Raw genomic sequence first — 15813 nt, 5'->3', positions numbered from 1 at the left:
TTTGTGAAAAATAGACTTTTCTGCTTTCTCTTTTTCTGCTCACTGTTGACCGTAAACAGCCTGCGGGCGCAGGTCGTTGAACAACCCGATCCGCTGCGCCCCGCCGTGCCGGATTCGGTCCGCAAACTGGTCGATTCAACAACGAAGGATACTATCGTCATCGTTCCCAAGCCATTACACCTGCTTCGCTACAAGTTCACCGCCGACGGTACCATCACGGCGGGCAACGTGAATCGGGAGTTGCTCCAGCTCGCCAGTTCATTCGATTACACGTTGAGCAATTACTTCAAACTGTCGGCTAATCCTTCGTTCGTGTACGGCAAACAGAGTGGTGTGCTGGCCGAACGTGAACTGTTTAGCGACCTCCGCGCTACCTACCGCCCCGAACGGACGCTGTATTACCTGACCTTCGGCTCGTACGAACGTAGCAACCTCCGGCAGATCAACCGGCGGTGGACCATTGCGGGTGGGGCGGGCTATAAACTGGTGCAGACCAAACGGGCTTACCTGTCGGTGACGAACGTGATTTTGCAGGAATTCACCGATTTCTACGAACTCGACGATATCAATATTGTCCGAAACTCAACCCGTCTGTTTGGCGAGTACAACTTTTCAAACAACCGCTGGACACTGACCCATACGGCACTTTACCAGCCCGCTATCGGTCAGTACAACGTGCGCTGGAACGCGACGGTGAGCCTACAGGTTAAGCTAAACACGGTAATCAGCCTGCGCACGACACTGGCAAACGCCTACGAGAGTCTGGTGGTGCCGGGCCGGCAAAACAACGACCTGCGCTTCACAATTGGCCTGACCTACGAACGAAAATAAAAAGCGTGCGAACCAGGGCTGGCTCGCACGCTTTTTAGCAATGAATGTTTGGGGGCAAGGCCCCCGTCTACTGCTTGTCCGGATACGGAATAATCAGTCGTTCGCCCCGGGTAGCTATGTCTTTGTCTTTGTGATTGGCCCGCATGATGGCTTCTTTGCTGACGCCATACTTCTGCGCAACGACCCGCAACACATCGCCCGCGCCCACTGTATGCACGGCCATTGTCTTGACGTTCAGCCGGGTAACGCCCGCCTTAACATCGCTCTCCGACACGTTGGGGTTCAGTGCCTTGAGCGTGCTCACCTTCATGTTATACCGATTGGCAACACCGTAGAAGGTCTCGCCCGCCCCGACGGTATGCGTGGTGGTAACGCCACCTGCCTTGACAGCGGGTTTCTCGGCCACAACGGGCTTCTCTTTGGGCTCTTCTTTCTTGGCTTCTTTCGGCGGCTCAGGCTTTTTCATCAGCTCTTCCTTCCGTACCGGCGTAGCCTTTTCCGCTACCGCTTTCTTTTCTTCGGCCGATGGTTTACCGTCGGTTGTTTCCCGGTTGTCGTCGGCTACTTCCTCCGCCCGTACATTGGCTTCGGGTGCGTCGGCGGGGGGCGTTGCCTGCGACAGATCAACGGGAGCGGGCTGCGACGATGTGTCGGCTTCGTCGGGGGCCATCAGCATGTCGGGGTCTTCCTGCGCCAGCGGCTGCTGCGACAGCGTGTCGATTGCCACGTTGGTCAGTTCGTCAGACCCCGCCGTATCGTCGGAGATGTATTCAAACCCCACATATAGCAGAGCGGCAATCATACCGATCAGCACCACCAGCGTAATGGCGGGTAAACTCGCGCTGCCCGGCTGACGGGGATTGGTCGACTGGTTTTCGGTTTCCATCAGTGTTGCTAAAGCGTTATGATTCGGTGAGCTGACGGCTCATGTCGGCCACCTTTTCTTTGAGTTCTTCTTTGAATCTGGCCAGGTTAGTTGCTACGCGCTCGTCGAACGTACCCACAATCTGCGCAGCCAAAATACCGGCATTACGGGCCCCATCGAGGGCCATCGTCGCCACCGGCACACCGCCCGGCATTTGCAGGATCGACAGGACCGAGTCCCAGCCATCGATGGAGTTGCTTGATTTGACCGGAACCCCGATCACGGGCAGCGTTGTCAGCGAAGCGACCATGCCGGGTAGATGGGCGGCTCCCCCGGCCCCGGCTACAATAACTTTTAACCCTCTGTCGCGGGCCGTTCTGGCGTAGTCGACCATTTTCTCCGGCGTCCGGTGCGCCGAAACGATGTCCATTTCCCATGCTACACCCAATACGGTCAGCACGTCGGCGGCCTCCTGCATGACCTTACGATCGGAGAGGCTACCCATAATAATACCTACCATTGCGAATACGGACTTGACCGTCTGCGAAATAACGCAGTTTCAGGCAGATTTCCGGGCTGCTCACGCTGATTTTTTGGCTTCCCCGGAAGAAAGAGGAAAGACGTGAGAAAAAAGAATTCCGTTACGTACGCGCTTCCTTCTTACATCTTTCCTCTTTCTTATCCACTCACACCAGTTTCAGCGGCTCGAACGAACGACCCAGAATAGCCACATCGTCGGCACCCAGATAATCGTGTAGTAAAGTCGCGTAGATCTGCCGGAAGTCGACCGTATACGTCAGGTCGCCATCGGTCAGCTTACTCAGGTTCGGTGCTTCGTTCAGTACCCGGCGCGATGGTAGCCCGCCACCAATCAGAAAGACGTTGCTGGCCGTACCGTGGTCGGTACCGTTACTGGCGTTTTGCTTCACGCGCCGACCGAACTCCGAAAACGTCATCAGCATCACATCATTTTGCCGACCGGCTCCTTTCAGGTCAGCCATAAACGCGCCGACAGCTTCAGCATACTGCCCCAGCAAACGAGCCTGCTGCCCCGGCTGGTTGATGTGTGTGTCGAACCCGCTGATCGATACGTAGTACACGCTCGTTCCCAGTCCCGACTGAATCAGTTGCGACACGGTGTGCAGACGGTGGCCCAGTTCGTGGTTCGGGTATGTTGTACCCGACACCGCATGTTTCTGCTTCGTTTTCTCGAATACATAGTCAGCCGACGACACCGTTTCGGCCAGCGTCTTGTACAGATACGCTACTGACTGATGCTCGTCGGGGTGTTCGTGGCTCAGACCCGTGATGAGCTTGCTCCGCGTCTGGTTGTACAGCTTTTTCGGGTCGAGCAGCGACATGCCGTTGAGCGTTTCGCCTTTCATGGCCAGACTCAACGTATCATCGACTTCGATGGTACGAAACGGCTGCTGGACTTTCCCCGCGCAGGCCGAATCGAGATAACGCCCGACCCAACCGCTGGTTTTGTATTGGCTGGAATCGCTGGCCGTCTGCCAGATGTCCATCGAGCGGAAGTGCGACCGGTCGGGGTTGGGGTAGCCGACGTTGTTGATGACCGTGAGCAGCCCGTCGTCGTACAGGGCACGGAGCGGTTCCATCGCCGGGTGCAGGCCTATCTCGTCGTTGAGCGGCAGCACCTTATCGGCAGGAATGGCAATCGTCGGTCGTTCGCGGTAGTAGATATCGTTGCGGTACGGCACCACGGTATTGAGCCCGTCATTACCGCCCGACAGCTGAACGATAACCAGAATCTTACCCGACGGTGCCAAGGGCGTTCCCATCGCCGACAGTTCGTAGGCTTTCAGGAAGTTGGGGATCATCAGTGACCCAGCCGCTGTCAGGGCCGACTGAGCAAGAAAATTGCGACGGTTCATAGATGGTTTACGGTTTATAGTTTAAGGTCTAAGGTTCAGGCAACATTAAACCTTGAACCATAGACCTTGAACTCTTCAACTTAGTTGATATTCCGGCAGGGCCATGATCGATACGGTTAGGGAGCGGATGCGCTGGGAGCGGTCGTTGGCGGTTCCTGCCTGACTGACGATTAGCGTTCGCTGGTCGGGGCGCAGGGCAAACGGCAGCAGCGCCCCGGCGATAGCGTCGGTTAATTTCTGGTCGTCGACGGTAGCGAATGCCCCTTCGAAAGCCGGCCAGTCGACGGTCGTGCGGAAGTTGTTGCCGCCTTTGCGGGCCAGCGTTTCGGTGTTGACGTCGCCGTCTTCTTTCGGACGGATGGTCACTTCGGCGGCTTTCAGCACGTAAGCAGGCAACTGCATTCGGAACAGCAGGCTCGATGAATCAATCCAGCTCCGCCCACCCGGCCAGCCTGCTACGTTGGGCGGGTAAAACAATGTTTGGCCGAGTGTACGCTGCACAAAAATTTGGGGTTGCGGCTGATCGAAGGTGATGCCCAGCGTGTGTCGCATCCCGGCCAGCAGCTCCACCGGCGATTTGATATGCGCACCGACGTTACGGGCATCGTAGAACCAGTCGGCACCGAACATTGTCTCCATCAGGTCCGTAATGTCGTAGCCGCTTTTGTAAAACTGATCGGCCAGTTCATCGACCCGTTTTTTGTCTTCGGTTTCGTTCACGAAATACCGGTACAGCTTACTCGTAACGAAGCGGGCCGTCTGCCGGTTGGCGAGCAGTGCGGCAATAACGTCTTCCCCAACGAACGGCCCCGTTTTGCCGAAGATCGTTTTGTCGCCCTCATCGTGAACGCGCTCCCGAAACACAAACTGACCGGCTGGCGTATACTGCCATCCGGTAAAGGCGCGGGCGGCTTCCTTGACGTCGTGTTCGCTGTAGTTACCCCGCCCTAACGTGAACAGCTCCATCACCTCGCGGGCGAAGTTCTCGTTGGGTGCATTCTTACGGTTTTGCTGGTTATTGAGAAATTGCAGCATCGCCGGTTCTTTCGACACGCCCATCAGCAGATCGCTAAACTTACCCAGCGCGTGCCGCCGGATGGTGTTGATGTACTGCTGCATAAACAGCGCGTTCTGCCCCGACGGGCGGCAGGCAAAGTGACCATGCCAGAACAGAGCCATCTTCTCGCGCAACGCCCCCGAACCAGCCGCCATCCGGTCGACCCACAGCAGGTTGAGATCACGAATTTTCTGCGCGTTCTGTTTGATGCGTTCTCTGAGCATCTCTTTGTCGAGTTGCCCGTCGCGCACGAGCTGCCGAAGCACCGGCCGCGTTTGGTTCTGCTCCGGCTCCACCACGATCAGATCGCTGACCGACGCGCTATTGTGGAAAAGCTGCCGGATCGTTTTGCGCAGCGGCTGTTCAACCGCCTGAGTCAGTTCAGCGGGTGTCGCCCCGAAAGCGGCCCGGCTGTAGAGGTACCGAACCTGCGCCTGTCTGTTTTTCTCGTACGTGTCCATAGCATTCTGGCTATGTGTACAAGACAATTTATCCGGCTCAGCGTTTAATCGTAGCGCATGAATTAATTGATTATCAGCCGCATAAACAGCCTATCATCTGAACGTGCCGGGGACAACGATGTCTCGCGAATCATAGTAGCCCTTCATCCATAGCCACTCTTCCCGGTTATTTTTTACGCCAATTTCCCATTCGGGCATTCCGCAGGCAGTTACGGCTTCGCCCAGCTCTTCCACCAGACCATCAGCGATTTGGACCCACCGTTGTTTTTTGATTGTACGCTTCTCACCAAATATACCCGCTGCATAGTCGATCAGTCTATCAACGGGCGCAGGTCTGGTAACGATGCACAGTTGGAACAGCGTCGAGTCACCCGAAAACACGACGGTGCGGCCATACCACTGCCCCCACGTTATGTACCGGACATCGGCGAGACTTTCCAGCGTTTGCAGCATAAACACACCTATGATGGTATAGACGCGAACGCTATCCTGCATACGCATATCGACCTTGATAATTTTATCCCGGTTTTGACTGGCGAAGGCATGGAGATTTCGTTCCATCACCTTATCCTGAAATTCGATTTTAGGCAGGGCGACAGAATCCGGCTGGCTTCGTCCGGGCAACGGTTTGCTTAGCAGCAAAACCAGTAGAACTATAGTGTACACTCCGCGCCTTGCGTAGTGATATTGGCAACATGTATATGCTCGATTCATGATCTGTCCGTCCCTATGTACTTCCAGGATGAAGACCGGCCCATATTTCCACAAACAGAAATCAATAGACTGACGAATTAAAAGGGTGTTAATCAATCGTAAACGCGACGTCTTCGCAACATCTATCCTCGTTTTGTCGTATCGTCTTTGTACATTCGATACCTGCTTTGCCAGCCCGCTAATTCCGATTCTATGCAATACCTTTCGCGTCGTTTTTTTTACTACTTACTTACGTTGTGGCTTACCTCTTTTTCCCTGTGCGTACTGGCCCAGCCCAGGCCATTGGCGCAGTACTCGGAGCAGCAGAAAATTCAGCAGGTTAGCCTGCAAAAAAGTCTCACCGACGCCGAACTGGCCAATTATCGGCAGGCTCTGACCGTAGCCCGTCGCCTGAATCGGCCCATTACCGAGCAGCATCCCGACGGTACCGTAACCATACTGAGCGGCATTACGGAACGGGGTGAATTGCTCTACAAACGAACATTCAGCACGACACAGGCGGGCATCACGACCCGAACCAATTCATTCTACAGCGGAGGTAGCCTGGGGTTGTCGCTGTCGGGCAGTACGCTGACCAACAAGCTGGGTATCTGGGACGGCGGCCGCGTACGGAGTACGCACGTCGAATTCCGCACCAGCAGCGGAGCCAGCCGGGTTACGCAGATCGACAGTTCATCCTCGCTCAGTGACCACTCCACCCACGTAGCCGGCATCATGATCGCGGCTGGCGTTAATCCGCAGGTGAAGGGTATGGCCTACGGGGCAAACCTGCGGGCGTACGATTTCAGCAGCGACATATCGGAAATGACAGCCGCTGCCCCAAACCTGCTCGTATCGAATCACTCGTACGGCTTCAACGCGGGCTGGGTATTCGACGATACCCGCACGACACCAAACCAATGGGAGTGGTGGGGCGACACCACGATCAGCAAAACGGAAGACTACAAGTTCGGCCTGTACGATAGCCAGGGCCGCGCCTTCGACCAGATCATGTACAACTCACCGTACTACCTGATCGTCAAATCGGCGGGCAACAGCCACGGCGACAACGGCCCGGGCGATGGGCAGCCGTACTACCTCGGCAATGGCACCACGCTCGTAACAACACCCCGCAACAATCAGAACGGCTACGACCAGATTCCAACCAACAGCGTCGCCAAAAACATCCTGTCGATTGCTGCCGTGGGGCTTCTGACGAATGGCTATAACCAGGCTGCCGACGTATCGCTGGGCAGTTTCAGCAGTTGGGGACCTACCGACGATGGCCGTATCAAACCCGACCTCGCCGGTGTGGGTGTGGGCGTACTGTCGAGCATTTCTACCAACGATAGTGCGTACACTACCTACCAGGGAACATCAATGGCGTCGCCCAACGTGGCGGGGTCACTGTTGCTGGCGCAGGAGTTGTACGCCCAGCGTAACAGCGGCAAATACATGCGCTCCTCGACCCTGCGCGGCCTGGCCTTGCATACCGCCGACGAAGCCGGTACGACCACCGGACCCGATTACCGATTTGGCTGGGGTCTGCTCAACATGGAAAAAGTAGGGCGGGTGCTGCTCAACACCAGTAGTAACCACCTGATGGACGAACGGACGCTGGCGCAAAGCGGGACGTACAGCCTGACGGTGGTAGCGTCTGGACGCGGCCCACTGACGGCCAGTATTGCCTGGACTGATCCGGCGGGTACGGCCGTAACCACGTCAACAGCCGGGGGCATACTCAACAACCGGACGCCCAGACTGGTAAACGACCTCGACATTCGCGTCAGCGACGGTACAACGACCACACAGCCCTGGACACTGGACCCGGCCAATCCTGGCAATGCCGCCGTCCGGGGCGACAACATCCGCGACAACTACGAACAAGTGCTGATTAGCAACCCGGTGCCGGGACAGTCGTATGTGGTCACGGTATCGCACAAGGGAACGCTCTCCGGCAACACCGCCAGCACCCAGGATTACGCCCTGCTGATTAGCGGCATCGGTGGCACTGCCTACTGTGCATCGGCTCCGTCATCGTCGGCCGGTACGCGCATCGACCGGGTGCAGTTCAACACCATCAATCAGGCCGGATCGACGGGTTGCACGACTTACACCAACAATACGCAGGTATCGACAACGGTACAGCCGGGACAGACAATACCGCTGTCGGTTACGACGGGTACGTGCGGGGCGTCGGCTAATGTCGTTGTCAAAGCCTTCGCCGACTGGAATCAGGATGGCGACTTCGAGGATGCCAACGAGTTGCTGGCTACCTCCGCCGTCCTGAATGGCCCTTCGGCGTTCAGCACACCCGTTACCGTGCCAACCTCAGTAACGACTGGCCAATACGTTCGGCTGCGGATCGTCGCGGTCGAAACAGGCAGTGCTGATGCGGTTACTGCCTGTGGCACCTACGGAGCCGGTGAAACGCAGGATTACGTACTCCAAACGGTGCAGGTTGCCAACGACCTCGGCATCGTTTCGCTGGTATCCCCGGCCGACAATTTCTGTAGTCAGTACAGCAACGAAACGACTGTGTCAGTGCGCGTCCGGAACTACGGCACGGCGGCTCAGCAGAACATTCCTGTTACGGTGCGAATTGTCAATAGTGCGACTAACACTGAAGTTGCCTCACTAACGAGCCTTGTTACATCGCTGTCGGCTTTTGAAGAAAAGCTGGTGTCGCTGTCCCTGCCGGCCAACGTGTCGCTCACGCCGGGCCAGACCTACCAGTTTCAACTCGCGATCGCCCTTTCCAACGATCTGATTACCGCAAACAACATGCTACAGGTAAGCCGCACCGCCACAAACTCGCCCAACGACGGCCTCTTCTCGGCAACCCGCTGCGGCACCGACGGAGCGGTATCGCTGTTGAATCGGGGTGGCAACGTGGCCTACTGGTACGACGCACCAACGGGCGGGAATCTGATCGCGGCAGGCAATCAGACATCGGCCCCGACAGTACCCGCCAGTGGTACGGTCTACGCTGGTCTGAACGAGTTCAGCAGCGCGATTGGCCCGGTTTCGAAAAGCGTATTTGGGGGTGGTTCCTACAGCGGCAACTTCGGCCCGGCTCCGCTCATCAGCACCACCGTTCCGATTCAGATCGAAAGTGCCCGGCTGTACATAGGGACGGCGGGTAAGCTGACGTTTACGGTACAGAAACTCGATAACACGACTGTTTCCACCGTCACGATCGACGTAACACCGACCCGCAATCAGAGCCTAACCGCAACAGTGAACAGTCAGCTGGTTGACGACCCCAACGATCAGGGCGCTGTTTATCCGCTCAATCTGTCGATCCCGGCGGCTGGCGACTACAAGATCACGATTGGCTACGCGGGTGGTGCATCAATATTCCGTAGCAATACAGCGGTAACGGGTTATCCTTATCAGGTAACGACACAGTCGGGTACGCCGATTGTGTCGATTACGGGAGCGCTGTTCAACAGCAACAATACAGATCAGACGCTGACAAACGCCTGGTATTACTTCTACAACATGCGGGTGCGGGCCCTTTCCTGCCCATCGGCGCAGCGTGTGGCGGTAACCCCAACAGCGGGTACGGCAGCAACGGCCGCCATAACCGCCAGCGGGTCAACCAGTATTTGTCAGGGTAGTTCAGTCATTTTACGGGCGACTACCGGTACCGACTACACGTACCAGTGGTATCGGAATGGGACGGCGATTTCGGGGGCTACGTCCAGCACGTTGGCAGCAGGCACAGCGGGGAGCTATGTCGTACAGGTTAGCAACTCCTGCTTACCCGTGCGTTCGGCGGCCGTAACGGTCACGACCAACGCCGGCATTGCGCCCATCATCACAGCCACCGGTTTCACGCTGACGACCAACGCCGTTTCAAATATTCAGTGGCTGCTCAATGGCGTCGCGATTTCGGGGGCCAACAGCGCAACATACGTGGTTACGCAAACGGGGCGCTATTCGGTGCGGGGAAGCGTGAACGGTTGTGGCGAACTGACCGCCGATGATGTGTATCTAACCATTCTGGCCGCTGAACCAACATCGGCAGCGGGTGAACTGCTGGTTTATCCAAACCCGGCCTCGAAACTGGTAACGATCAAGCTCAGTACCGATGCAACGCTGAAAACACTACCAACCGCTCAGCTGGTCGACTTGCAGGGTCGGACGCTCAAAGCCGTCACCCTGCAACGCAGTGGCACAATCTACATGTCGGAAGTCGACGTATCTACCCTGCCCGCCGGTATGGTGTTCGTCATTGTCACCGACGAGCAGAACCGCACACTGGGCATACAACGCATGACGAAGCAGTAGTATTGGGGTTTAAGGTCTAATGGTCAAGGTTATTGGTCACGATGGCAAATAACCTTGACCATTAGACCTTAAACGTTGAACCCGCTCTAGCCCGCCCAGTTTTCCCGGTCGAGGCTGCGGTATTGGATGGCTTCGGCAAGGTGTTCAATGCGAATCTCGTCGCTATCGGCCAGGTCGGCGATAGTGCGCGACACTTTCAGAATGCGGTCATACGCGCGGGCCGATAACCCCAGCCGTTCCATTGCCGTACGCAGCAACGCCTTCCCCGCATCACTGATCTGACAGATCTCCTTCACCAGCTGCGAAGGCATCATGGCGTTAGAATAAACGCCCGGCTGATCGGCGAAGCGTGTCGTCTGCCGATCGCGTGCCTTGATAACCCGCTCCCGAATCGTCTCGCTCGACTCCGCCGGTCGGTTGGCCGTCATCTGATCGAACGAAACCGGCGTCACTTCCACATGCAGGTCGATGCGGTCGAGCAGGGGGCCGCTAATTTTGGCGAGGTATTTCTGCACCACGCCCGGCCCGCAAACGCACTCTTTTTCGGGGTGATTATAGTAGCCGCACGGGCAGGGGTTCATGCTGGCGATGAGCATAAAACTGGCAGGAAACTCGACCGCCCACTTCGCCCGAGAAATGCTCACTTTCCGATCTTCGAGCGGTTGTCGCATCACCTCCAGCGCCGAGCGTTTGAACTCCGGCAGTTCGTCCAGAAACAGCACCCCGTTGTGCGCCAGCGAGATTTCGCCCGGCTGCGGAAAACTGCCCCCGCCTACTAAAGCGGCATCGGAAATCGTGTGGTGCGGAGCGCGGTATGGCCGGGTCGCAATCAGCGTAGCCCGGCTGCCCAGTTTCCCCGCGACGGAATGAATCTTGGTCGTTTCGAGGGCTTCCTGCAACGTCAGCGGAGGCAGAATGGTGGGCAACCGCTTGGCGAGCATGGTCTTACCCGCGCCCGGTGGCCCGATCATAATAACGTTGTGCCCACCCGCAGCCGCAATCTCCATCGCCCGCTTGATGTTTTCCTGCCCCTGCACGTGCGAAAAATCGACCTCGTACACATTGACTTGACTGTTGAACAGATCGCGCGTATCGCTGACCAGCGGCTCGATGTCTTTCTTGCCTTCGAAAAAATCAACGGCGTCCTGCATGGTCGCTACCGGAATCACGTCGAGGTTGTTCACGATAGCAGCTTCGGGGGCATTTTCGACGGGTAATATAAACCCTTTATAGCCCTTTTTCCGGGCTTCGATGGCAATGGGCAGTACACCTTTGATGGGCCGGAGCGAACCGTCGAGGGCCAGTTCGCCCATGATGACATAGTCTTCCAGATTTCGCTGCACGGCCATCTGCTCCGACGCCTGCAACACACAAAGCGCAATGGGCAGATCGTAGGCAGACCCTTCCTTCCGAATATCCGCCGGGGCAAGGTTGACGACGACTTTCTGCCGGGGCATGCGGTAGCCGAAAAACTTCAGCGACGCTTCGACGCGTTGCTCGCTTTCTTTTACGGCACTATCGGGCAGACCAACCAGGTGAAAATGCAGCCCCTGCGCGACGACTACTTCAACGGTAATGATACTGGCATTGACACCATACACGGCCGCGCCGTAGGTCTTGGCTAACATCTCAGAGTACGAAAAAAAATGGAAATGGACCGCTAAAACTACGGTCGGGAATGGACACAAAAAAGCCGACGGCTGATTAGCCGGTCGGCTTCGGCATAACAACACACAACGCTACACGTGTACCGGCTCGATAATCGGAATAACAAACTCAGTTACGTCCTGCTCGCTGATATGGTGCATAGCCTCGTCAACGGTGACGAAAACCCGAAACGTCATGATAGCGGCTGATTTCCGTTCATCCAGCGTCGTAAAGGCAAACCAGCTGTCTACAATCGTTCGCGTGCGCCCCGGCGTATTGGCCAATGATGACGAACTAATGACCAGTGCGTAGCTGTCATGCCGAAACAGAGTGTGTTCCGGAATAAGTGCGGCAAAATCGACCTGTATGTTTTCGCTTCTCAGATAATCTAGAAAACGGCTCGTCTGATTTACCAATGCTGACTTATCCATTGTAGAAAATAGGTTACAGACCTCACAAAATCAACGGCATCACTCATCGCTTTAGATACCGTCGCGTACCGTTGTTGCTCCGACCAGTTTTGATTCTGAAATGTCGACCAGCTATCATTCAACGCTTTGTCTATCAACAAATCAGCACTCAATTTATGATACAAACCCGACAGCACCAACAAGGTTCCGTAGTCGTGGGTCTTGAATTTCTGCACGACGTCGTCCCGGACTTTGGCCCCGTGTGGCTTCGATGAGTAAGCCTCGAAGAAGTCATCGATGCCCAGTGTGCGGCAGATGGCTGATTTGAGCGCACACTCGACGGCGTAGCCTGCCAGATAAAACGCCCCATCGGGCAGGTGGTGCGTCAGCAGCGTCTGCGCTTCTGTCAGGCGCAGGGTCGCCAGCTGCTGAAAATCGGCTCGATTGGCCATGTAGGGTATGTACGGTGGTGTGGTAGGCAGCAAATCCGGCTGGGCCGGGCATTAGATTTTCTCCGCGATACGCAGCTTGGCGCTACGGGCGCGGGGATTCCGGGCCACTTCGTCGGTTGTCGCTTCGACGGGCTTGCGGGTGATGCTTTGCAGAGGTTTCAGGTCGTTGCCGTACAGGTCTTTTTCGACTTCTCCGCTGAATTTCCCTTTTGCAATGAAGTTTTTCACCAGCCGGTCTTCCAGCGAGTGATATGACATCACGACTAGCCGACCGCCGGGTTTAAGCACCTCGGGCACCTGTTCCAGAAACTCTTCCAGTACCTGTAATTCTTCGTTCACCTCGATGCGTAATGCCTGAAAGACCTGCGCGAAAAACTTATTTTCCTTGCCCCGGGGCGCATAGCGTTGCAGGGCCGCTTTCAGGTCATTTATCGTCTTTATAGGTCGGTTCGAGCGGGCCGACACAATCGCCCCGGCCGCCGTACGGGCGTTGGTAATCTCGCCATACATACCCAAAATACGGTGCAGATTGGCTTCGGTATATTCATTGACCACTTCCCGGGCCGTACGCTCGGCCTGCTGATTCATGCGCATATCGAGGTCGGCATCAAAACGGGTAGAAAAGCCGCGTTCGGGCGTATCGATCTGGTGCGACGAGATACCCAGATCAGCCAGAATACCGTCGACCTGCGTTACCCCATACAGCCGCAGATACCGCTTGATGTTGCGAAAGTTCGACGCCACGAACGTCAGCCGGGAGTCGCCGATGGCCTGTGCGTTGGCGCGGGCGTCGGCATCCTGATCGAACCCGAACAAGCGGCCCCCTTCCAGTTGATTCAGGATTTCGCGACTGTGTCCGCCACCGCCGAACGTAATGTCGACGTAGGTGCCGCCGGGTTGCAGATTCAGCCCGTCGATGCAGGCTTGTAATAAAACGGGCTGGTGATACTCAGTCATGTAGAAAGGCGGCCGTAACAAAGCCGCGCTGTGCAAATTTAACAAAACCCCGCCGGAGTGTTTTCGACAGGATTACAGGATTGACAGGCTATTCTGTTCCGTAAAATCCTGCCCATCCTGTAATCCTGTCGAAAATACCCATCCAACAACTAATAGCCAACGCATTGCGTTTTGGGGTAAATTCGGCAGTTCCAGTTTATATTTTACTCGTTTCCTATGCGCTTCCCTCCTTTTTCACTGCTGATCGGTCTGGCTGGTCTGGCGTTTTCCTGCTCGGGTCAGTCCCAACCCACTCCGGTCAAGTCTGGTACGTACCGGGCTACGCTTCAAACCAAAGGCGGTCAGTTGCCGTTCGGGCTGGCCATCGAACCGGGCAAACAGGCTAACACATATGCTGTGTTTGCGATCAACGGCACTGAGCGGCTGGCGATGGATTCTGCTACGGTAACAGGTGACTCGATTCGCATTCCGATGGCCCTGTTCGACTCGGAGCTGGTCGCAAAAATTGATGGCAGCAAACTAACCGGTACCTGGCGTCGGCACCGGACAGCGCAGCAAACCCTAACCCTCCCCTTTCAGGCCGAACTTGGCCCCACGTACCGGTTTGTTCCTGATGCCAAATCAGCAAAAAATACCGTAGCCGGTACCTGGGCGACGGAGTTCAGCAACAAGCGCAATCAGGTCGATACGGTCAATGCTGTGGGCGTATTTAAACAAAGTGGCAATCGTGTGTCGGGCACGTTCCTGACCCCCACCGGCGACTACCGCTATCTCGACGGCAACGCCGTCGGCGACAGCCTGTTTCTATCCTGTTTCGACGGCTCGCACCTGTTTCTGTTCAAGGCAAAGCACGACCCGGCAACGAAGATGCTGACGGGTGGTTTCTGGGCCGGTATCTCTGGTTATGAATCGTGGGTAGCCAAAGCCGACCCCACCGCCAAACTTCCCGACCCCGCTACGCTGACGTATCTGAAGCCGGGGTCAAAAACGCTGACTGTTTCATTCCCCGAGCCCAGCGGTAACGTTGTTTCGCTGACCGACCCGCGCTACAAGGGCAAAGTGACAGTCGTACAGATTATGGGTTCATGGTGCCCCAACTGCATGGACGAGACGAATTTCCTGAGTCCGTGGTATAAAAAGAACCGGCAGCGCGGGGTTGAGATTCTGGGGTTGTCGTTCGAGCGGTCAGCAGAGATGAACGAATCCGGGCCGAAGATTGAGCGGATGAAGCAGCGGTTCAAGATTGATTACCCGATCGTTCTGGCTGGTACCAATGACAAGGCGAAAGCCGCCAAAGCCCTGCCTGATCTGAACGCCGTTGTTGCCTTCCCAACTACAATCATTCTCGACAAAGCAGGGAAGGTTCGACAGATATACACCGGTTTCAGCGGCCCCGGCACGGGTAAGTATTACGATCAGTACGTCGACGAGTTTAACCGATTGATCGACAAGCTACTGGCAGAGTCTTGAACTGTGATTTGTCTGAACTATGATTTTTGTGATTACATGATTCCGCTGATTCCGAGAAAGGAAAGAAATCATAGTTCATCATGTAATCAGCGGGAATCACAGTTCAGACAATCTTGAACTGTGATTAATAATGATTGCTTTGATGGACTATAATTAAAGAAAAAGAAATCATAGTCCATCAGCGTAATCACAAAAATCACAGTTCAAGACAATCACAGACAAAACAGTATGCATGCATACCTTTTTCCAAAAAAATAGTAGCTTTACCTCGCAGAAGAACAGGACAACATCGCCATGAAAAAGGAGAAAACTGTTGACTTTCACATCAAGTGGGGGTGGCACGCCATTTCCCGGATGTATAATGCTTACGCGGCTCAGTTCGATATTACGATGGCAATTGGCTACGTGCTGCTCAACATCGATCTCGACGAGGGTACGCCCGCTACGAAAATCGGCCCGCTGCTGGGTATGGAACCCCGTTCACTGGTCAGGATGCTGAAAAATCTGGAAGAACGTGGGCTGATCCGGCGCGAAGTCGATGGCAACGACAAACGGTTTGTGCGTATCTACCTGACCGAAGCGGGCCGCGAAAAGCGGGAGATGGCCCGCGACGGCGTCATTCAGTTCAACAACCTCATTCGGGAGAATATACCCCTCGACAAGCTGGTCGTTTTCTTCGACGTCATCAAAGACATCAACCGGCTGGTCGAAGAAGAAAACACCAAGATCAAATCGACTGAATCGGAAGAGCTGACGCTCGAATAAGCCCTTCACAAGCG

The 15813-nt window shown here is 55.7% G+C and carries 13 protein-coding genes; 4 read left to right on the top strand and 9 right to left on the bottom strand.

What is annotated here, in order from left to right:
- Nucleotides 1–3: 3 nt before the first annotated feature.
- Complete coding sequence (locus HH216_RS09085) at nt 4–831, top strand: DUF481 domain-containing protein (RefSeq protein WP_254448753.1); 828 nt, start codon at nt 4–6, stop codon at nt 829–831.
- Nucleotides 832–898: 67 nt separating this feature from the next.
- Here HH216_RS09085 and HH216_RS09080 read toward each other — a convergent pair whose 3' ends face one another.
- The 5 genes from HH216_RS09080 to HH216_RS09060 form a co-directional block, all read right to left on the bottom strand.
- Complete coding sequence (locus HH216_RS09080) at nt 899–1717, bottom strand: LysM peptidoglycan-binding domain-containing protein (RefSeq protein ID WP_169550528.1); 819 nt, start codon at nt 1715–1717, stop codon at nt 899–901.
- 16 nt (nt 1718–1733) lie between these two features.
- On the bottom strand, nt 1734–2216 hold the full coding sequence (purE, locus tag HH216_RS09075) for a 5-(carboxyamino)imidazole ribonucleotide mutase (protein ID WP_169550527.1): 483 nt from the start codon (nt 2214–2216) through the stop codon (nt 1734–1736).
- A gap of 166 nt (nt 2217–2382) precedes the next feature.
- Nucleotides 2383–3591, bottom strand: a complete 1209-nt coding sequence (locus tag HH216_RS09070; protein ID WP_169550526.1) for a DUF1501 domain-containing protein — start codon at nt 3589–3591, stop codon at nt 2383–2385.
- Between the two features lie 75 nt (nt 3592–3666).
- Nucleotides 3667–5109 carry a DUF1800 domain-containing protein gene (locus HH216_RS09065; protein ID WP_169550525.1) on the bottom strand — a complete coding sequence of 481 codons (1443 nt, stop codon included), beginning with the start codon at nt 5107–5109 and terminating at the stop codon, nt 3667–3669.
- Between the two features lie 93 nt (nt 5110–5202).
- Nucleotides 5203–5670, bottom strand: coding sequence for a hypothetical protein (locus HH216_RS09060; RefSeq protein ID WP_169550524.1), 468 nt, complete (start codon nt 5668–5670; stop codon nt 5203–5205).
- Nucleotides 5671–6057: 387 nt separating this feature from the next.
- On the opposite strand from HH216_RS09060, the gene HH216_RS09055 reads away from it, so the two are divergent.
- Nucleotides 6058–10098: a S8 family serine peptidase gene (locus HH216_RS09055; RefSeq protein ID WP_254448752.1), complete on the top strand. Its 4041-nt coding sequence runs from the start codon at nt 6058–6060 to the stop codon at nt 10096–10098.
- Between the two features lie 86 nt (nt 10099–10184).
- On the opposite strand, the gene HH216_RS09050 is transcribed toward HH216_RS09055, so the two are convergent.
- From HH216_RS09050 to rsmH, 4 genes are all read right to left on the bottom strand, one after another.
- Nucleotides 10185–11726, bottom strand: coding sequence for a YifB family Mg chelatase-like AAA ATPase (locus HH216_RS09050; RefSeq protein ID WP_169550522.1), 1542 nt, complete (start codon nt 11724–11726; stop codon nt 10185–10187).
- A 111-nt stretch (nt 11727–11837) separates the two neighbouring features.
- Entirely contained in the window at nt 11838–12176 is a 339-nt protein-coding gene (locus HH216_RS09045) for a hypothetical protein (protein WP_169550521.1), read from the bottom strand.
- Complete coding sequence (locus HH216_RS09040; RefSeq protein WP_169550520.1) at nt 12155–12607, bottom strand: hypothetical protein; 453 nt, start codon at nt 12605–12607, stop codon at nt 12155–12157. The genes HH216_RS09045 and HH216_RS09040 overlap by 22 nt, the downstream gene beginning before the upstream one ends.
- Nucleotides 12608–12658: 51 nt before the next feature.
- Nucleotides 12659–13564, bottom strand: a complete 906-nt coding sequence (gene rsmH, locus HH216_RS09035) for a 16S rRNA (cytosine(1402)-N(4))-methyltransferase RsmH (protein WP_169550519.1) — start codon at nt 13562–13564, stop codon at nt 12659–12661.
- A 216-nt stretch (nt 13565–13780) separates the two neighbouring features.
- Between rsmH and HH216_RS09030 the strand changes: the two genes are divergently transcribed.
- Nucleotides 13781–15034: a peroxiredoxin family protein gene (locus HH216_RS09030; RefSeq protein WP_169550518.1), complete on the top strand. Its 1254-nt coding sequence runs from the start codon at nt 13781–13783 to the stop codon at nt 15032–15034.
- A 294-nt stretch (nt 15035–15328) separates the two neighbouring features.
- Nucleotides 15329–15799, top strand: a complete 471-nt coding sequence (locus HH216_RS09025; protein WP_169550517.1) for a MarR family winged helix-turn-helix transcriptional regulator — start codon at nt 15329–15331, stop codon at nt 15797–15799.
- Nucleotides 15800–15813: the final 14 nt, after the last annotated feature.

Origin of the sequence: Spirosoma rhododendri, from assembly GCF_012849055.1 — a bacterium.
Classification (GTDB): Bacteria; Bacteroidota; Bacteroidia; order Cytophagales; family Spirosomataceae; genus Spirosoma; species Spirosoma rhododendri.
This window is presented reverse-complemented; position numbering and strand designations above follow the sequence as displayed.